Source organism: Paenibacillus sp. J22FR21, from assembly GCF_056269135.1.
The window spans coordinates 102,813-122,492 of sequence record NZ_JBWDNJ010000001.1 but is presented as its reverse complement, the minus strand read 5'-3'; the positions used below and the strand labels follow the sequence as shown (position 1 = coordinate 122,492).

Annotated in this window: 13 protein-coding genes; 2 read left to right on the top strand and 11 right to left on the bottom strand. The window is 52.9% G+C overall.

Translation table 11 applies throughout. The annotated features are described in order from the left end of the window. Positions 1 to 5 precede the first annotated feature (5 nt). From AC0YNS_RS00535 to AC0YNS_RS00515, 5 genes are all read right to left on the bottom strand, one after another. The gene (locus AC0YNS_RS00535; RefSeq protein WP_475779156.1) at positions 6 to 1,352 is read right to left on the bottom strand and encodes an MATE family efflux transporter; all 1,347 of its coding nucleotides are present in this window, start codon (positions 1,350 to 1,352) and stop codon (positions 6 to 8) included. 142 nt (positions 1,353 to 1,494) lie between these two features. After that, positions 1,495 to 1,938, bottom strand: coding sequence for a GatB/YqeY domain-containing protein (locus tag AC0YNS_RS00530; RefSeq protein WP_090979935.1), 444 nt, complete (start codon positions 1,936 to 1,938; stop codon positions 1,495 to 1,497). Positions 1,939 to 1,953: 15 nt separating this feature from the next. Continuing rightward, positions 1,954 to 2,127 carry a 30S ribosomal protein S21 gene (rpsU, locus tag AC0YNS_RS00525; RefSeq protein WP_090573672.1) on the bottom strand — a complete coding sequence of 58 codons (174 nt, stop codon included), beginning with the start codon at positions 2,125 to 2,127 and terminating at the stop codon, positions 1,954 to 1,956. Positions 2,128 to 2,246: 119 nt separating this feature from the next. Further along, a complete protein-coding gene (locus AC0YNS_RS00520; RefSeq protein ID WP_475779155.1) occupies positions 2,247 to 2,585 on the bottom strand; it encodes a histidine triad nucleotide-binding protein in 339 nt (112 codons plus the stop codon). 149 nt (positions 2,586 to 2,734) lie between these two features. Further along, positions 2,735 to 3,217 carry a hypothetical protein gene (locus AC0YNS_RS00515; protein ID WP_475779154.1) on the bottom strand — a complete coding sequence of 161 codons (483 nt, stop codon included), beginning with the start codon at positions 3,215 to 3,217 and terminating at the stop codon, positions 2,735 to 2,737. Between the two features lie 269 nt (positions 3,218 to 3,486). Here AC0YNS_RS00515 and AC0YNS_RS00510 point away from each other — a divergent pair, with 269 nt between their 5' ends. After that, the gene (locus AC0YNS_RS00510; protein WP_475779153.1) at positions 3,487 to 4,794 is read left to right on the top strand and encodes an FAD-dependent oxidoreductase; all 1,308 of its coding nucleotides are present in this window, start codon (positions 3,487 to 3,489) and stop codon (positions 4,792 to 4,794) included. A gap of 100 nt (positions 4,795 to 4,894) precedes the next feature. On the opposite strand, the gene AC0YNS_RS00505 is transcribed toward AC0YNS_RS00510, so the two are convergent. Next, positions 4,895 to 5,101 (bottom strand): hypothetical protein, encoded by a 207-nt coding sequence (locus AC0YNS_RS00505; protein ID WP_475779152.1) that lies wholly within the window; start codon positions 5,099 to 5,101, stop codon positions 4,895 to 4,897. A gap of 729 nt (positions 5,102 to 5,830) precedes the next feature. Between AC0YNS_RS00505 and AC0YNS_RS00500 the strand changes: the two genes are divergently transcribed. After that, positions 5,831 to 6,400: a spore germination protein gene (locus tag AC0YNS_RS00500; RefSeq protein WP_475780072.1), complete on the top strand. Its 570-nt coding sequence runs from the start codon at positions 5,831 to 5,833 to the stop codon at positions 6,398 to 6,400. Here the strand turns inward: AC0YNS_RS00500 and AC0YNS_RS00495 are convergent. From AC0YNS_RS00495 to addB, 5 genes are all read right to left on the bottom strand, one after another. After that, complete coding sequence (locus tag AC0YNS_RS00495; RefSeq protein WP_475779151.1) at positions 6,363 to 6,974, bottom strand: hypothetical protein; 612 nt, start codon at positions 6,972 to 6,974, stop codon at positions 6,363 to 6,365. The two genes, AC0YNS_RS00500 and AC0YNS_RS00495, sit on opposite strands and share 38 nt — an antisense overlap. Positions 6,975 to 7,105: 131 nt before the next feature. Then, positions 7,106 to 10,564, bottom strand: coding sequence for an AAA family ATPase (locus tag AC0YNS_RS00490; RefSeq protein ID WP_475779150.1), 3,459 nt, complete (start codon positions 10,562 to 10,564; stop codon positions 7,106 to 7,108). Then, positions 10,561 to 11,775 (bottom strand): exonuclease SbcCD subunit D, encoded by a 1,215-nt coding sequence (locus tag AC0YNS_RS00485; protein ID WP_475779149.1) that lies wholly within the window; start codon positions 11,773 to 11,775, stop codon positions 10,561 to 10,563. The genes AC0YNS_RS00490 and AC0YNS_RS00485 overlap by 4 nt, the downstream gene beginning before the upstream one ends. Before the next feature lie 24 nt (positions 11,776 to 11,799). Continuing rightward, positions 11,800 to 15,930, bottom strand: a complete 4,131-nt coding sequence (addA, locus tag AC0YNS_RS00480; protein WP_475779148.1) for a helicase-exonuclease AddAB subunit AddA — start codon at positions 15,928 to 15,930, stop codon at positions 11,800 to 11,802. Further along, on the bottom strand, positions 15,930 to 19,469 hold the full coding sequence (addB, locus tag AC0YNS_RS00475; protein ID WP_475779147.1) for a helicase-exonuclease AddAB subunit AddB: 3,540 nt from the start codon (positions 19,467 to 19,469) through the stop codon (positions 15,930 to 15,932). The genes addA and addB overlap by 1 nt, the downstream gene beginning before the upstream one ends. Positions 19,470 to 19,680: the final 211 nt, after the last annotated feature.

Genomic DNA, 19,680 nt, shown 5'->3' with positions numbered 1-19,680 from the left:
AGTTATTAGTGGCTGGCTTCCTTCAGGCGCACAGCGGTCCAATCTGTTCGATAGAACCTCACCATCACAGCTATGCCGAATACCATGAGGAATGCGTAGAGTGCAAGCCACGCCCCCATACTGCCCCAGTGAAAGACGAAGATGAACACATAGGCAAGCGGAACGAAAATAAACCAACTTACGACGAAGGATACGCGAAGCAGGAACGTTGTATCGCCAATTCCGCGAAGACCGCCTGCATAGAAGTTCAGAAGTCCATCGAAGATTTGCAGGAATGCAGACACCTGAATCAAATACGCTGCAAGTTTATAGACCTCGGGATCACTCGTGTAGAGATGCGTAATCTGTTTGGCGAAAATAAATTCGACCGTGCCGAGCAATATAAGAAAGATCGAGCCTAATATCGCGGTATCGGTACCGACTCGGCGTCCCTTGAGCGGCGTGCCTTTGCCGACATGCTGACCGACAAGAATGGTCGCGGTCGAGCCGAACGCAAATGCAGGCATGAATCCAAAGGACATGATGCTTAATGCCACTTCATTGGCGGCCAGCGCATGATCGCCGAGCCTTGCCACGAATGCGGTAAAGATGTACATCGAGATGCTAAGTGAAAATTCTTGAATGCCAAGCTTTCCACTCTCGATCATAAGAAGCTTCATTTCCACCCATTGGATCGCGAAAGCAATCCGGCTGCGAGTTTGGTACTTCTTGTGAAGCACAATGAAGAAGATAAAGACGCAAATAAGCGTTTGCAAACCTTCACCGATTAATATGGCTATACCGGCTCCCGTTAATCCGAGGTCGGGCATTCCCCAATGGCCGAAGGTGAGCGTGTACGTGAGCAGAATAATCGGTACGTTGACGAGCAGCGAAACGACCATGGACAATTTGGTTGCGCCTATTCCGCGTAGAAAACCATGGAACGCGAAATTGACAATACCGAAGGACATGGCATAAAACCGCAGCTCCAAATAGAAATCACCGGTTTCAACGAGTTCCTTGGAGCCGCCGGTCCAGCGCAAAATATCATCTGCACCGATCCAACCGACTACAGCAATCAGCACCGCAAAAATAAGACACATGTACATGGCAATGTACGTACGCTGAATGCCTTTCTTCATATCACCTGCACCGTGATTCTGTGCGACTAAATAATTGACGGTGTGTCCGATACCGGAGAACAGCGCGAAAGCGTTATACATGATGATGTTGGACACGCCAACGATAGCAATGATGAGTGCGCCAAGCTGTCCGACCAAAATCAAGTTAATGGTACCGGTCATCGTCATACTTGCAAAAGAGACAAGCGATGGAATAGCTAAAACCAAAATTTCTTTCCAATTACGCAACATGCTGCAGTATGCCTCGTTTCTATAGGTTAGCCTCAATTTTGGGCTAGTTTAGGCAAATGGTCAATAGGTCTTGATTGGAGTAAGGCCAGATATAACGAAAAAACACTCCCCGTAAGGGGAGTGCTTGGCTGTCAGCCTATGTTTATTGCAGAAATTGCTGCACAAATGTGTTTACTAGTTTACCATCAGCACGCCCTTTTGTTTTAGGCAAAAGTGCGCTCATGACTTTCCCCATCTCGGCTTTGGAAGAAGCACCGGTTTCCTGGATGGTCTGCTGAACAATCAACTTGATCTCTTCTTCGGTCAGCTGCTGAGGCAGGTATACACTAATAATTTCAATTTCTGCTGCGACATCTTTCGTGAGATCGTCGCGGCCGGCTTTTTGAAATTCTTGGAGGGAATCTTTACGTTGTTTGATCTCACGACTTAAGATATCAAGCACTTCAGCGTCTTCAAGCGGACGTTTCAAGTCAATCTCCAAATTCTTGATAGATGCTCGTATCATTCGAATTGTAGTGAGCTTGAATTTCTCCTGACTCTTCATCGCTTGCTTCATATCGTCGTTTAATCGTTCGCTAAGGTTCATTGTGGAAGGATCCTCCTAAAACTTTCTCTTACGCGCAGCCTCGGACTTCAACTTACGCTTTACGCTAGGCTTCTCATAATGCTTGCGTTTCTTCACCTCGGCCAATACGCCATCCTTTGCGATGGTACGTTTGAAGCGGCGGAGTGCAGCATCGATCGTCTCGTTTTTGCGAACTTTTGTTTCAGACACCAGTTTTCCCTCCCTCCGAATCAGACCGTCCAGTAAAAGTTAACACGGTTCATCAAACTAAATTATATGTTATAAGGAAAGGCAGTGTCAACTTGAAAGACTGTGCTATTTTTATACACTTAACCCAGAGGCTTTAATTTCTCTCCTCCGAGCAGGTGAAGGTGAAGGTGAAACACGATTTGTCCACTGTCCCCGTTACAGTTATTGACAACTCTGTAGCCGGATTCCGCAATCCCCTGTTCCTTAGCAAGCTGGCGTGCAACCGCGAATAATTCCGCCATTACTGCGTCATCCTCATCCGTAACATCATTCATCGTCGGGATATGTTTCTTCGGAATAATCAGCGTATGTACAGGTGCTTGCGGCTGAATGTCGTGGAAAGCAAGTATGCGCTCATTCTCGAACACTTTGTTTGAAGGAATGGTACCTTCTATAATCTTGCAAAATATACAGTCCATGACTCTGCTCCTTTTCACGAGTTTACGATTCTTCGTCCATCATAGCGAATAATAAAGGGCAAGTCCAATTCAGAATAACGGTTTGAACATGCAAAAAGCCAGCGCCCCGTGGAACGCCGGCTGTAACAGAAACGGAACAATTCTCCTGCTTACCAATAATACGGAAGCAGCGATAAGCCAAGCAGTGCGCCAAGCGGAAACACTTGCCGAACGAACCGGCGGCGCGGAAAGAATCCGCCTCCGGGGAAGAATCCACCTCCGGGAAAGAAACCGCCTCCTCCTCCCGGGAAGAACCCACGGTCCATATGCGGACCGCAATACGGTACAGCAATGCACACGCATTCGTCGTCGATATGTTCAACGATTCCATCGCAGCACCAGCCGTCGTGCGTTTGCACAAACACGTATCGATGCATATGATCTTGGCACATTTTCTTCATGTCATGCATGACCATTGGCTTGTTGTCGTGGTGAGCCGGCATCACAGCCGTTGACTGCTTGGGCATGGGCTGATTAGGCATCGACTTGTTTGGCATCGATTTGTTAGGCATTGATTTGTTTGACATCGACTTATTGGACATCGGCTGGTTAGGGGTTTTCCCTACCGGCGACGTTGAAACTTTCTTTTCCATGCGGATCATGACCTCCTTCATTCTCCTACCATGATATTCGCCCGTAGGCAAATGGCGCCTGTGCATGCTAAAAATGGGCTGGAGTCCCTTAGAAAACCGATGCCGATTCGGCAAGTCTTTCAGTCAGAAATGAGATAGATCGGCCTCAAACAAGCGGCGTATAATGTACAAGAACATAAGTTGCCAAGGGAAGGATTGGACGAGCTGCTCGTCATGCTGCACATTTGCATGCAAGAACCCGGCCGCTTGTCACTAGGAGGAGATCGGAAATGAAGGTTGCCATAATCGGCGGGGGACTTGCGGGTTTGACCGCAGCCGCATACTTATCAGAGCAGTCCGGCGTCACAGGTGTACTATTCGAGCGGAGTCCGCAGCTTGGCGGACGTGCATTTACGTATGAGAAGGCCGGCTTCACGCTAAATTATGGGGCACATGCGATTTATGGCTTGGACAGGCATACGCTGTCGGTCATGGAACGCGAGCTGAAATTGGATTTCAGCAGCAAACAGGTGGACAAACGCAAAGTAATGTATGAGAAAGGCGAGCATCTGACACCTGCTCCGCTTGATTTTGTTAATTTAGTAAAAACAGATCTGTTGACAGCCATGCAGAAGGTCAGATTCGTCGGTGAAATTACTGCCATTATGGCAAATATCCACCAAATTAAACATTACGCAACGCTCGGTGATTACTTAGCCGAATCAGGTGCCGCTGAAGATGTGAAAGAACTGTGGGAGCATCTGGTGTGCAGCAATTTCTTCATTACGCCTGAGGATGCGCGCCGTGTACCGGGTACCGTTATTAGTGACTATTATCATAATTTGTTTCTGTCGCACAGACCTGTAAATTACGTGCTGGGCAGCTGGGCGGTTATTACGAATCAGCTGCGCGACAAAGTCAATTTGTCCGAGCGTTGGTCAATTGCGCTTCAGGAAGGCGTTGACGGCATCCGTTATGAGCAAGGCAAGTACGTGCTGAAAACTAAGGCACGGGAAGAAACCTTCGATCGCGTCATATTCGCGATGCCGATTCAACAGGTCGTCAAGCTGCTGCGCGGAACGCCTTGGGAGCCGTTCCTAGCGCCATATGAGCATAATACGGCAACCGAAGTCATGGTGTACGACATTGGATTGGAACACGTTGTAGCGAGGCCGTTCAGCTATATCAGCGATATGAACCATAAGCTGTTTATTTCCGATGTATCTGCCACAGACTACACCCTCGTGCCGGAGGGCGGTCAGCTGCTGCAGGGCATTGCCTACTTAAGCGATGAGAACAGCGGCGATGAAGACCGTAAAGCTTACTTGGAAGAGCGCACGCAGCAGATGGAGTCCTTATTCGATCGCCATTATCCGAACTGGCGGGATGCCGTTGCCGTGAAACGGGTATCGAAGAAAGCAATGGTACAGAGCGTAAAAAATATCGCAAGCAACCGACTGGTGCCGAACCGGATCGAAAGTATGCCCTTCTATTTCTGCGGCGATGGTTGCGAAGGTAAAGGCGAGCTGGCCGAGCGGGCTTTCTCTAGCGGTCGACGGGTAGCGGAGCGGCTGGTAGAAGAGTTATTGCACGTGTAGGCAACGAAGACTAAGCAGACACGCTGTGGAGCTTTAGAGAGGTGTTATAATAGCGAAAAAGATGACTCCAACTGAATAACCAGTTGCGGAGTCATCTTTTTTATGATGGATTGCACGTCATTTCCTTGATCGCGTCTCCCATTTGTTTGTTAATCCGATAATCGTTTTTTAATTCTTTCGTGTTCATTTCAAATCCCATTAGTTCTTGCGTGTCGAACTCTTCTCCTTGACCAATCAATTGGAAACCTGTGTTCCATACATAGCCATCATTTCGAATAAACAGTACAGTAGTCAGCACAGTTTTCATGCACGTTGGCCGCTATTGCTTGGATCATCTTATCCTTACGTGGCGATGTCCCGTAGTTTGGTCTACGAGGCTGCTGCACTTCTACTGAAAATTTGTTAATTACTTCAAAAGTACCACTGGGCCAATTCCCTCCAGCTTCTTGCGTGACAAACCCGTCACAATAGACGAAGCCATGAGACGCATTAACTTTCAAGAGCCAATTTTCGATGTTCGTTTGAATGTATAAGGTATCGTTATCTTTGGAATATTGACGAACTTCAGCATCAATGGAGTTACCTATATACGGTTCAAATATCGCATCATTCCCTGCTGCCGTACCTGGATAAAACCATAATCGATAATTGATATATTCTTCAATGGCTCCTTGTATGTTTGCTGCAGTCAGCTCAGGAGCAAGCTTTGGCTTCGAACTCGTTTCGTTGTTAGCATCGGCAGTAGCGACGATAGCTGAGCCAACTCATGACAAAGAACTCAACAACAACCACCTATAAAATGTAACGGTTGTACCAGCGGCTATTTTGCCTAAAAAGCCCTAAAGGTTGCCACAGAGCTTAAATGGCCATTTTCTAATCGAAATCTAGTCTTTCATTGTATATAGCCTCTGTCACAACCGTTAGCGATTCAAAAGTCGACTTTTGCATGAAATAGGCTCTCTGACAACCGTTAGAAATTGAAACGGCTTTTAATAGAGTCTCACCCTAGTCATTTATCATATATTACTAGAGCGCGCTGAACGTATCACTCCTTTATCTGCAAGGGATGGCTGACTCAAATGTGGTCGAGCAAATTGCGGCCAAAATTGCCGGTATTTCGGTTGATTTCGTAAAGTCTGTCGTACAGATTACAGAAATGCTAGAGAGCAGCGCATTCTCGTTTTTCCCTCAAACGCTTTACTCTGAACGCCCCGATACGACGGTGTCTCATTTGATGGAGGGCAGAGTTGTGCTGTTGATAGATGGCAATGCAATGGCGGTCATTCTTCCGGTTACCTTCTTCATGTTTTTTCAAGTACCGGACGATTACGTGTCGAGATGGTGGAAGGAAACCCGTTCTGAAATTGATGGTGTTGCACTGATGAATAACCGCAAATATACCGGGTATCACTTGAATGCGAACCAATCCATGATGCTCTTATTGCTAAACGGAAAGCTCCAAGGTATCTGTGTGATGACCCGGAATTTTGTAGATGGATGGAAAAAGGCTGCTCCTCCTGTGCGTTGTCCGCACTGGGGGAACAGCCTTTCAGGCGTGAAAGCTTCGTCTACTTGCCGAACATCACATTCGCCGGCTTGTTCATAAATTCCACCAGCTTCTTGGCCGAATTGACCCACTTATCATCGACAAGAATCGTCAGCGAGGTCGTTTCGGAGATCGTATCATGCTTGAAAGTTGCCATCTCGGCCGCGCAAGCTTGATTAACGGCTAATAGTGATTTCAAATAGATCCGTTCCTCGTCCGTCAGCGGACCCGTGTGATTGCCCAGCGTCTGCAGTGACTTCTCCGATTGTTCTAAGAACGTCGCCGCATTGCGGTTGGTCGTAGGAAACGGCGTGCCGTTCACGGTCTCCGCCTCTTTGATAAAGGTCGCGATGGCAGAGCTCTTATGGTACGCGGCGATCAGCAAGCTCTTGGCCGCCAATCGGGTCGGGATATCCTGATGCTTCAGCAAATCCTCAATTCCAGACGTCACTTGATCAAAATAAAGCTTGGCGTCATTGCCGGACTGCAGAATCGAAGTCCCACGGCTGATGCGCGCATCCTTATCATGTTGAATCGTGCGGCTGTATAGAAACACATTGCCAATTAAACTAAATGTAAGCAAGATAAGGACGACTGGCGTAAAAATCGGTCGTTTGGGCTTGTGCTCCTCCACGGTGTTACCTCCAAAAGGTTTGTTCAAATCAGGATTGGCGCCCACGTTTATCCTATTCGTTAGGGCCCTCCACTAAGTTAGCGTTTTCCGCATGGGAATGCAACCGGATTGGAGCAACGTTAACAGATCCGTCACATCGTTTCGAGTTCAACGCTGCTGCCTCTGCCGGAAGGCTCGGCTGGCGTAATGATAAGCCTTCTTGGCAAGCGTGCCCGAAGTTCCGGTACGTGACTGATTACGCCTACCGACAGCGTATCGTTCTGCAGCTTCTCCAGCGCCGTAATAACCGTATCCAGCAGCTCCGGATCCAGCGTTCCGAATCCCTCGTCCAGGAAGAAAAACTGCAGCGGATATTTGCCGCGGAGCTGAATTTGACCGGACAATGCGAGTGCCAACGCCAGCGAGGCCAAGAAGGTTTCACCCCCGGAGAGCGTCGAAACCGGTCGACGTATACCGCCGTTGGCATCATCTCGGATAACAAAGCCGCCTCCGGAATCGACTTCAAGCGCATAGCGGCGCTTCGTCAAGAAGCTAAGCCGTTCAGAAGCTGCTCGGCATACTTGAACCAGCTGCTCTTCTGCGACATACTCCACGAATGCATTCCCGCGGAACACCGTTTGCAGCGACTTCAGCCTGCCGCAAAGCTGCTCCATCTCCAGACGTTTCGCTTCCAAGCCATTCCACCGCTCCTGTTTCGCTTTGAGCTCGTCCACATCCCGTTCGGCTTTCGCTGCCGCTTGCAGCATGCTCTCATTCATCAAACGGCCTTGCTCCAGCAGCGTAACCGCTTCTACCCACTCTTCTTCGGATTGGCTGCGTCCCTGAAGTTGATCCCGAAGCAGCTCAACCTGCGCGGCAAGCTGCTGCTGTGCTTCATGATACTTAGCGACATCTTCCTTGATTCGGGCTTGATGGACAAGCATCGGCTGCAAAGCAGTGACTTCCTCGCTGCTCTCAAACGGAGAGGCCGATAAGGCTTCCTGCCAAGCGGTGCTCGTTTCCTTATTTCTGTTGTCAGCCGCGAATTCCGCCTCTTCAGCAGCACTTCGCTGCTGCGCCGCTTCCGACAGCGTTTCCTGTGCGGTTTCGTGCCGCTCGGTAAGCAGCTTAAGATTCGCGCGCAGCATAGTCAGTTCTTGTTCTGCCTCCGTAATTAAGCCAGTCGCCGGAGCTCCGTTGGTTATCCCCTGCAGTTGGTTTCGCTTCTCTCCTAACTGCTGCTGTTGGCCAGCAAGCGTTGCCGATAGAGCAGCGAATTCCAGCTGTGCCGCCTGAGCCTGATTCGAGCTTTCTTGCTGGGTCCTCGTCGTCTCCTCGATGTAGCTGACGCTCCGCTCGAGGCGGCTCCTCAATTCAAGGGCAGCCGTTTCCCGCTGCTCCAGCTCTTGCAGACGCTCTTCCCCTTGCGACGGCTGCAATGCTGCTCCGAACTGCTCCAGCCATAAAGCCTGTTCCTGCATCAATTCCTTTGCGGATTGCACATATTGAGCCTGTGCGCGGTCAGAGAGTGCAGCTTGCGTGCGGTAGTCGTTGGAGATCTGTTCACTCCTGCGATTGGCATCTGTAAACCCCAATCGGCTGCTTGCAAAACCTTTCTCCGCATTCGCAAGCCAGCTTTCATGCATGGTTATCATCTCAGCAATTGCCTTAAAAGCCGATTGATGAGCGGCCAGTGCTTCAGCTGAGGCTGTTGCTGTTGCATCCGATGTAAGCCTTTCGGTGACCTCGGCTGTAGCAGCAGCCTCTGGCATTGCCGTATCCATCATTATCATCATCGAGCCGGAATCAATCGCATCCGTCAATCTATCCATCGCTGAACTAGTCTTGGTTTGCAGGGGCGATAATCGCAGCTGCAGCTGCTGCGCTTGTTGAATCACCAGCTCCCATGCAGCAATGACCGTATCACCGGCGGAGTTTTCATCCTCGGTGGCAGTCCCGTGATTACTGGGGTGGACGCATGATCCGCACACCGGACATGGCTCCCCTTGGATTAATCCCTCCCGTAATTGCGCGGCAAGCTGCAGCCGGTGTTGTTCACGCTGCTCACTACGGACACGCTCCAACCATTGCGGCAGCGAACGACTCCACTCGCTCAGCTCGCGGTTCAAGCCTGTCAACGAAGCATGTACCGGCTTCAACTGCTGAAGCTGTCCAAGCAGCTCCTTCTCAGCTTGACGCTGCTCCGCTTGCGCCGTTTCCATCCGTTGCTTCGCTTGATTGTGCAGCTCCGCCGCTGCGTTCCGTTCATCTTGCGCAGTCGAAGCTAGCACAGCAAGGTGGTTGTGCTGCTGCAGCCGCTTGCTCAGCGCATTACGCTTATCCCGATCCTCGGCGGTGAGCTCCACCGCCTTCAGCTCCCGGCGCAGCTCGCCCTGCTTGGCCGCAGCCTTGCCGAGCATCTCCTGCGCTTTGGCAGCCTGCTCGCCATGGCTGCGGCTGCGCTCTTCCGCGTCGCGGGCGCTCAGCTCGCCGGCCGCGACGCTCCGCGCAAGAGCGGCGGCTTCGCCTTCGAGCCGCTGCGCCTGCGCGAGCTGCTCGAGCCGCTGCGCCAGGCGCGGCTCGCCCGCCGCGGCCGCGGCGGCTGCCGCCGAGCGCGCGGCGGCTGCGGCCGTGGCCGCTTCCAGCCGGGCAGCGTGCGCCAGCCCGGCGGCCTCGCGGCGCGAGGCGGCTGCGCGCAGCGCCGCCTCGGCCGCGGCGGCTGCGCCGAGCGCGGGCGCGAGCCGCTCCGCGGCGGCGAGGCGCGCAAGCTCGCGCTCGAGCTCCGCGACGCGCGGCGCTTCCGCGAGCAGCTGCGCTTGCAGCGCCTCTTTGTCTTGCAGCGCGCTGAGGCGCTCGCGCACATGCAGCCGCTCCGCGTGCAGCCGCTCCGCTTCCGCCAGCGCGGCGCGCGCCGCCGCAGCTGCGGCTGCCGCTTCGCGGTAGCGAGCCTCCGCGGCAGCCACCGCTTCGGCCGAGGCGTCGCCGAGGCCCAGCTGCTCGGCCGCCGCCTCATTCAGCGCGGCTTCCGCCGCTTTCATGCGCTGGCTGAGCTTCAGCGCTAACCCGTCGCCGAAACGCTCCAAGCGGAACAGCCGCTGCAGCATCGAGCGTCGGTCCTTGCCGGTCAGCGACAGAAACTCGGCGAACTTCCCTTGCGGGAGAACAACCGCGCGCGTGAAGTCCTGCATATGAAGACCAATCTGCGCTTCCACGCAGCGCGTAACATCAACGAGCTTATCCGCCAGAACGACATCGCCGGCTTCGGTAATCTCCACGAAACGACTGACCGTATTGCTGACGGACACGTCACCGCCGCGCTTAAATTGCCGCTCAACACGGAAACGCTTCTTCTCGCCGGCACCGGAGAGCTCGAACGTGAACGACACCGCGAGCGTTTTCTCCGCTTGATTCATAATGCCTTGTGTTCCGTTCGCAGCTCGTTCAACTTTGCCATAGAGCGCTAACGTAATCGCGTCAAGAATGCTGGATTTCCCGCTGCCGGTCGGACCGAAGATACCGAAGACGCCGGCTTCGGTCAGCCGTTCGAAGTCGACCTCCTGCGGTTCCCGATAACTCTGTAATCCGCTTAATCGAAGGGATATCGGCTTCATGCGCTCTCACCTCCATCAAGATCTGTCGGCATAGCGCCACTCTGCAAATCTTCCTCTTCGGCAATAAGTGCCAAGAACAGCTGAACGGTTGGATCATCCGGCTCCCCGCCTCCGGTCTGCTTGGCAAAAAATCGCCTGAACAGCTCCTCGGCAGGCAATTGCTCACGTGAGCGCTCACCTGACTCCATCGCCTCGGCAGACTCCGGATAGATGGGACGAATATGTATCAGTCCGTCATGCAGCTTACGCAGCTGCTGGATATGCTGAAGCGTCATCGCTTCGGTCATCCACACATCAAGGTCAATCCATGCACGCGAATCGCGTCCTTCTTCCAGCCAGCTGTACACTTCGGCCAGACCGCCCTTGGCGTTCCAGCTCACCAGCGGTCTGCCTGAGCTAAGCAATATCTCCTGCGGCACTACCACTTTACCCGGCTCCGCATCGAATACCGTAACCGACTTCGTTTGCCCTGCTTCTGAGAAGCTGTAAGCAAGCGGTGAACCGCTGTAACGCATCGTCTCATCCCCGGCTACCCGCTGTGGACGATGCAAATGACCAAGCGCTACATATTGCGCGCCGATTCGGAGCGCGGACGGATCAACCGTATAGGCACCGCCGATTTGAATCGGACGCTCGGAATCGGTCTCCAAACCGCCAAGTACATAGATGTGGCTCATCGCCAAATTCACCGTGTCGCTTCGAAAAGCACCGCCAAGCTGCGTCATTAGTCGCCCTACTCGTTCCGAGTAAGCCGTGCGCAGCTGCGCCTCATCGGTCGCTTCACTTAGCAGCTCGCGCAGCCTGGATTCCGATGGATATGGCAATGCTGCAATAACCGCTTGCTCCCCGGTACGGGCAACATCGACGATGATCGGTTGGTCTGTCGGCATGCCGACCAGTCGAATGCCGCTTCGAGCTGCAAGCGGAGCAGATGCGGACACCCGCTCCGGATGATCGTGATTGCCAGCGATAACCGCAACGGTCCGCTTCCCACCCTCGGCCAATCTGGCAACCGCTTCGTAGAACAGCTGCTCCGCCGCTGCCGGCGGGTTGACTGAATCATAGACATCACCTGCAAGCAGCACCAAATCAATCTCTTCTTCCTTGACGAGAGAGGCAAGCTCATCAACGAAAGCCGCTTGTTCCTCTAGTCGGCTGCGGCCTTCGAGCGACCGCCCGAAGTGCCAGTCTGCCGTATGCAGTATACGCATCGCTTGTTTCCCCGTCCCTTCTGTTTAAAACAATTTAACCGCTTCTCCACCATCGAAGAAAAACACATAACATTCATCAATCTTGCGTCCAATAATAGACTGAATCGCTTCCGCATACAGCGTGAGCTGGAAACGGTGACGCTCCGCCGCTTCCGTCCATCGTTTCATCGTAATTCGGTCTGTCTTATAATCGAGCAGCACAAGTCTGCCTTCTTCATCTTGAAACAAGCAGTCGATAACCCCTTGAATGAGGATCGGTTCGTCACTCAGCACATGAGATGCATTCGGATACACACGATCCGCAGGAAACGTGCAGCTAAACGGCGTCTCACGTCGCACCCATTGCGCCCGGAGCAGTCTAAGGCCGACATCACTTAGAAAAAATGCCGCCGAACCCGTAATATCCACAGCCGCCGCCTGCTGAGCAGACAACATATTTCGTTCTCGAAGACTTGCGACCGTATCACGAACCGTATCTTCCGATATTTCATCCGCCAGCTGAATATGCTGCATGACAAGATGGCTGACCATCCCCCGTTCGGCTGGCGTTAAAGCCGTTTCCTCCATGAACTTCGGACGGCGCAATCGGAAGGTATAATCACGATGTCCGGTTTGCTGTCCCTTATCTAATGTCTCATCTACTTGACGCCTTGCCTTCGGCTCTTCATGAACCAAACTTTCCGTTTCCAAGTCAAAAAGAAACTCTACCTGCTCCTCAATCCCAGGTGGTGATGGTATCGCCTCGACCTCAGACACGGCTTCATGAAGTTCAGCTTCTTCCGCGGATCCAAAGCCGGCCAAGCCATCGTCTCCCGCCAGCTCCGGCAGCAGAAACGCCGCCTCATCCATGCCGGCTTCGGCATGCAGCCGTTTCATCTCGGTTACGGATGTTTTGGCTGCCGTCATCGTAGCCGCAGTATAGGGATACTGCCAGCCTAGTCGTCTTTCTATCTCGGTTGCCGCCTCCGGCGACTCAGGCAATGGAACAAGCTCCTGAACGGCCTGCATCCGCTCAGCGAATGCTGCTTCCTCTTCGGTTTCTTCCACTGTACCGGCCGCCGCTTCAAGCCCTAGCACTGAAGCCGGAACGACAGCAGTCCGCCAATCTCGGAAAGAGATAATCTTTGCATCATCTTCTACGACTTCATCAGTTGGGGAATCATCCTTCTCGCTCACCATAACCGTCGGAATTCCCGCTCCCATTGCAAGCGGTCCGAGCCAATCCAGAAACCTCGACGCCCCGGCGATACGGAAATCCGCCAATCCGCCGTCCGCATCCAGTGCTGACTCCCAGCGCTGCAGCTGCTTCGATGCGTCTGCGACCGTTCCGACAAGGAACATTTTCTCCTTTGGCCGTGTTAAGGCTACATACAGGATCCGCATCTCTTCTGCCAACGTTTCCATCGCCAGACGCTGTTTGATCGCCAGCTGCGGCAATGTCGGATAACTGACTCTGAGCTCTGTGTCTACATAACGCGGCCCGAATCCCAGCTGTTTGTGCATGAGGAACGGACTGCTAAGATCACGTTTATTGAACTGCTTGCCTAAACCCGCGGCGAAGACGACCGGAAACTCCAGCCCTTTACTCTTGTGGATAGACATAATGCGCACGACATCTTCTTGCTCCCCGAGCGCTCTTGCCGTTCCGAGGTCACCGCCGCTCTCGCGCATCCGATCAATAAATCTGAGAAAGCGGAACAATCCTCTGAGCGTTGTCGCTTCATACTGCCTGGCCCGGTCGTGAAGCGCGCGCAAATTCGCTTGTCGCTGAAGGCCGCCTGTCATGCCGCCTGCCAAGTCGTAATAGCCGGTCTCGCGATAGATTCGCCATAGTAAATCGGCCAGTGATCCCTGCCGAGCCTCTCCCCGCCACACTTCAAGCGATGCTAAGAAAATTTGCAGTTTCCGCTGCATTTCTTCAGGCATATTAGGATCATCCGCAGCATTCCTGACCGCTTCAAAGTAGGAAACGCGACCCGCTGCTATACGAATAAGTGCAAGCTCTTCCCCCGTCAGCCCGACAAGCGGTGAACGAAGCGTACCTGCAAGCGGAATATCTTGATAAGGATTGTCTATGACGCGCAGAAGCGAGAGCATCGTCTCGACTTCTGTCGCCTCAAAGTAACCGCTGCTGAGCTCTGCATAGGCAGGAATGCCATGATGTTGGAGCTCCTCGATGATGACCGGCGCCCACTGCTTATCTGCCCGCAGCAAAATAACGATGTCTCGCCAAGCTAGCGGCCGCTTGCGCCCCTTCTTGCCGTCGTACACCTCGAACGGTTCTGCGTTTGCGGCATCTGCCTGCATGCCTCTCAGCCGAACAATTTGACTTGCAATATAACGCGCCTCAAGCTGAACGGTTTGCAAATCTTCCGCAGAATCAGCCGCCGACATTCCTTCGCCTTCTGAGTCTGTCTCTTCTTGCGCTTCAGCGGAATGGTCTGCCGTTTCCCCTTTGCCACGGTCCAGTACGGCAAGCTCTACCGAATACCGCTCCGCTGGGCCACCTTCGCTTGATGACGGATACGTGGCGCCGCACACCAGCTCTGCACGTGCGTCGTAGTCCATTTCCGCTGCTTTCTCGCGCATGATGGCGCGAAACACATTGTTAACGCCGTCCACGACTTCCTGCCGACTGCGGAAATTCCGCGCCAAATCGATCCGAACGCCAAACTCTCCGCTGCTTTGCTCGTCAGGTACAATCTCCGAAGCTGCAGCGTCCACTTCACCAGCCATGCCATAACTCTTATATTTACGCAGAAACAATCCCGGTTCCGCCAAGCGGAATCGATAGATGCTCTGTTTAACGTCGCCAACCATGAATCGGTTCCCTCTGCCTGAACGCGAGATCAGCGATACGATCGCTTCCTGAACCATATTCGTATCTTGATATTCATCGAGCAATATTTCTTGAAACTGCTGCTGATACTCTAAAGCCGCAGCTGATGGGACTAACGATGTGGCGGTGGATTCAGCATCCCGCAATATTCGCAGGCAATAGTGTTCCATATCGCCAAAATCAATTAGACCTTTCTCCAGCTTCGCCGCTTCGAACCTGCTGCCGAACTGATCAGCCAGCGAAGCCAGTGTCTTCATGAGCGGTGCCATCTCAGCCAGCTCCGCAGCAAACTCCTCCGGCGTGCGAGTAAACAGCTCGTCTGTTAAATCGGCGATAATGGTTTTGGCCCGGTCACGCAAATCTTTGGCCTGCTCCTGCAGCGCCTTATCACATGCATCTCCGCGCTGGCTCTTCAGTTTCCCGAAGCTTGCAGCCGTAAATCCCTCATGCCATGTCGTCCATGGCTGACCTTCAACACGATGAAGAAGCGAGCGAACAAGCGCTAAATCATCTCGAAACGTCTCTCCATAAGCATCGGGACCTCCGGGCTGGTAGGATAAAGCTTCTGCTTGTTCCAGCAGGCTAACTGCGCCTTGCAGAGACAACGATACGGCATCCGTCAAGCTCGTCACCCATTCGGTTTGACTGAGCTCTTCCGCATCCTGAACTTGGAATGCATTCGCTGTTTCCTCCAGCCATACCTTCGGCCAAGGATGACTCTGCGAGAAGTGATAGAGCTTCATTACTAGCGCGTAGAGCGGTTCATCGCCGCGTTCCCCGCCAAACTTGTCTACCAGTTGAAGGAATGCTTGACCTTCCTCTGATTCCGGCTCCCCATAACGCTCCTCGAATATGGCATCAAGCACGTCAATGCGAAGCAGCTCCGCTTCTGTCTCATTAGCGATGCGAAATCCGGGATCGAGCCCGATGAGCGAATAGTAGCGACGTATGACATCGAGGCAGAAGGAATGCAGCGTCGTAATGGAGGCACGCCCCATTAAGGCAAGCTGTCGGCGCAGATGATCAGAACCCGGATGTCGATCCAGCTCTTTCTCAAGCGCAATTCGAATACGCTCTTTCATCTCTGCGGCCGCTGCTTTCGTAAAGGTAGCAACAAGCAGCCGATCGACATCGGTATCAGCCGATATTTTGCGGATAATCCGTTCGACCAGAACCGCCGTTTTACCTGAGCCCGCTGCCGCAGCTACCAGAATATTACTGCCGCCTGTCACAATAGCTCTCCACTGATCATCCGTCCATGTGCTGCCAATCGGTTTTGGCGGAATTGTCGAACCCTCGGGTAACGTTGTCGTCATTACTCTTGCTCCTTCCCTGTATCCTCTTGCACATCCATGTTATCGCCTGCATCCTCACCGCTCGCAAGCAGCTCCCAGACTTCATCTTTACCCGGCTTGTTCAACCTTGTATAGCAATTGCCTTCTACCAATGGGTCGAAATGACACACCGGCTTATACGCGCAAAATTGACATGGCGTCTTATTGCCCAGTCGATACGGAGTAATCGAAACATCTCCACCAGCGATTCGATCACCGATTCGGCGAAGTGTTCCTCTAACCGAACGACGCAGTGTTCCCCACTGCTCATCAGATACGACCGAAGAGCTGCTGTAGAAGCCGCCGTCACGCTTCAGCGCAAGCGGCAACAGCTCGGAATAACCGGTCGACAGCGCTCCGTCCATCATTCTGACCGTTTCCTCATCTGCGAGTACCAGCCCTTTAAGCTTGAACCGCTTCAATATTTCCGTGCGCGCCTTTGCAGGGGGCATACCGTTAGAGGTAGAAAGCATCGGATTATGCACGTGGAAATACAACGCACCGGCTGCTTTCGCAGGCTGACCAAGCCATTCCGGCGCATGCGTAAGCAGAACGTCCAGGTAAGTTAGCATTTGCAGCGCCATGCCATAGGCAACTTCCTCTAAGCGAAGCTGTTTCGCGCTAGACTTGTAGTCGATAACTCGCAGCAGCAGTCCATCTGTTGTCTGCGCGGCGTCAACGCGGTCAATTCGACCGACCATCTCCAGCATTTTGCCATCAGACAGCGGAATCGTAACCGGCGGCAGAGGACCTTGCGGCCCGAAGCCGATCTCAAGTCCAACCGGTTTAAACTGTGCTCGCCTCGCATGCTCGCCAAGAATAACCGCAGCTTGGCTAATAATATCGCGCAGCTTGCGCGCTACATATTGATGACGGTTGCTGCTGAATAGAATTTGTGATTGCAGCCTCATAGCCAGCTCGTTTACGATTTCCGTCGATGCCTCACGCAGCTGCTCCGGTGTGAGCGAAGCCCAGCTGTCGCCCAGCGATTCCGTCAGCCGGTTTAGAGCAGCATGGAACAGCTGTCCGATGTCCGGCGCGGCTAGTTTGTAGAGGGTTCTCTCACGAAGACGCAGTCCATGTATCGCAAAATGTTGAAACGGACACGAAACGAATCGTTCCATCCGCGACACGCTTCCTCGCAGCAGCGTTCCATATAATCGCTCAGCGGTTTCCGCCGAGAGCTTCACTTCTTCATTGGTATATTGCAAGGAAGATACAAGACGCTGCAGCTTGTCCTGCCACTGCGGCCGAACGGCAAACCAGTTGTAAGCTTCCCACCATAGCGGAGCAATGTCGCCTCCATGCTTCCAAAGCCGCAATTGCGTAATCAGATAGGAGAGCGTTCGTTCCGGATGTGCCATAAACGATTGCTGCTCAGACTCTGGCATAGCCGGGACAGGCTCGCCTGCGATTCCTTTCTCCATCATGCCGGGGAAAAGTCCTTTAATATGGCGGATAATTTCCGAAGGAAGCAAGCTCTTCCCTTCTTCATCCGATTGCGGCCAGCTTATCCACAGATGCTCGCTCGGTGTCGTAAGCGCATTGTAGATCATGAACCGCTCATCGAGCAGCTTGCGCCGTACTCCAGGCGCCATGACAAGACCGCCGTATTCCAACGTTTCGCGTTCTTGCTCGGTCAATACGCCGTCTTCCTGCATGCGCTGCGGCATGACGCCGTCATTCGCGCCAAGCAAATAACAGATTGTGATCTGGCCGGAGCGCGTACGATCCATGCTTCCGATCAGTACTTGATCAAGTGAAGGCGGAACGGATGCTAGCTTCAAACTCTCAAGACCTGTCTCTACCATACCTGTGAACAGCTCTAGCGGCATCGCTTCGCTTCCCGTCATTTCGGTCAGCTGATCGAGCAAATCCATAACGCCGTCCCACAGCTGCCGATGCTCTCTCGCCCGAAGGGGAATGCCTTCCGCAATGGCTTTGCGGCTCCAGCGCTCCATACGATCCGGCGCTTCAATGGTAACCAGCAGTCTGTACATGGCCTCGCACATTTGTCTGACGCTGCCGGCTTTCTTCATCTCTCTGCCGAATTTGCGCAGAATCGGTACAACCGCTTCCCTTGCGGCCATAATGGCTTCAAATTCCCGCAGCTCATTCTCGCCTGCTTGAACGGGATCGCCATCCAGCGTATCACGCATTAATGGCTTCCACTGGCTGAGCGTCGTCCATCTGTTGCCATTCATGCCTGATGCAAGTGCATAGTTTTCTAGCAAATCAAACGTTTCCCGCGTTATACTGCCGTCCTCAGGGATGAGAAGCTCTGATTTAATGCAGCGGAATACGGCTTCATAACGCCAGCCGTGTGTCGCGATCTCCAGCGCAGAACGAATAAACTCGACGAACGGATGATGTAGCGCACCATTCTTCTGATCGAGGAAAAAGGGGATGCCGTAGTCAGCGAATACAGCTTTAATATAATCGTTGTAATCCGGCGCATTACGTACCATAACGGCCATATCCCGATAGCGCAGCTCTTCGTCACGTACTCGGCGCGTAATATCGCGAGCGACCGCCTCAACTTCTGCCCGGCGATTGGCTGCAGCATGAAGCGAAACGCCCCCTTGCGCCAGTTCAGTCTCCGTTAGATGAATCGGCTTCCTTCCGCCGTAGTGGCGTTCCAAATGCGCAAGCATCGGATTCTCCTTGAACCTGTACGGCGTTCCGTCGAGGAATACCGGCTCCTCGATCTCCACACCGTTCTCGATTGCCAAATCACGTAGCTTCATATAGGTCTCCGCAGTCGGCCGGAATAGATCCAGCTCATGCGGCTGTTCGCTTTGCTCGTAAAGCTTGTCCAGGCATAACGTTACAGTCATCCCTTTGGAGTACTTCATTAAGGTGCCGAGCGCGTCGAATTCTTTGGGTGTAAAGCCGTGAAACCCATCTACCCAAATCTCTGTATCTGCCATTGAAGGCGCTTGATGATAACCCTTGACAAGCCAGCTCAAATAATCCTCGGCATCGACATAGAGCCCGTCCAGTTCACGTTCAAGGCCTGAGGAAATCATTTGCAGATCGTGAAGCTTTCTCCCAAGCAGCGAGCTGCCCTTCTGAGGCATGCGGCTTTCGACAAATGTGGAAAGCTCATCTGTACCGATCCCGTACCGCTTCCACTCCGTCATCAGCTCGCCAAGACGCTCGATGAAACCATGCTGGGACTCGCTGCCTTTAAACAGCTGCAGTTGCTCCTCAAGGCGGTGGACGATTTTGTAAAGCAGCATATTCTTGCCGTTCTCGCTAATAGGAACCAGTGCAGTACCGCCTGTCTCCTGCATAATCCGGAACGAAAGACGGCGGAAGCTGAGTGCCTGCGCCCTTATAGAACCATTCAGCTCTGCATGGTTCAGTAATGCATATTCCGTTTGGAAGGTTGCCTGCTCCGGCACCAAGATGACAATCGGCGGCCCGTCCGGCTGTGCCAGCACGTTGCTGCGAATTTGATCCAAACAATAATGGGTCTTACCCGACCCTGACCGGCCAATTACAAATCGGAGCGTCATAATCCGCCAACCTCTTCTCGTTATTCGATTCTCCTATTCTACCATACGCCCCAGCTTGTTTCATCTGAAAACACAAACATTTGTTCGTTTTGAGCGGAGGTAAATTGTTCTTTGTCCCTTTTGGCTGAAATGTTGCATTCTCGGCATCATATCTCTTTATCAACCCGATGCATGGAGCAAATGTTGTATTTTGAGCAGTATTGTTCATGGC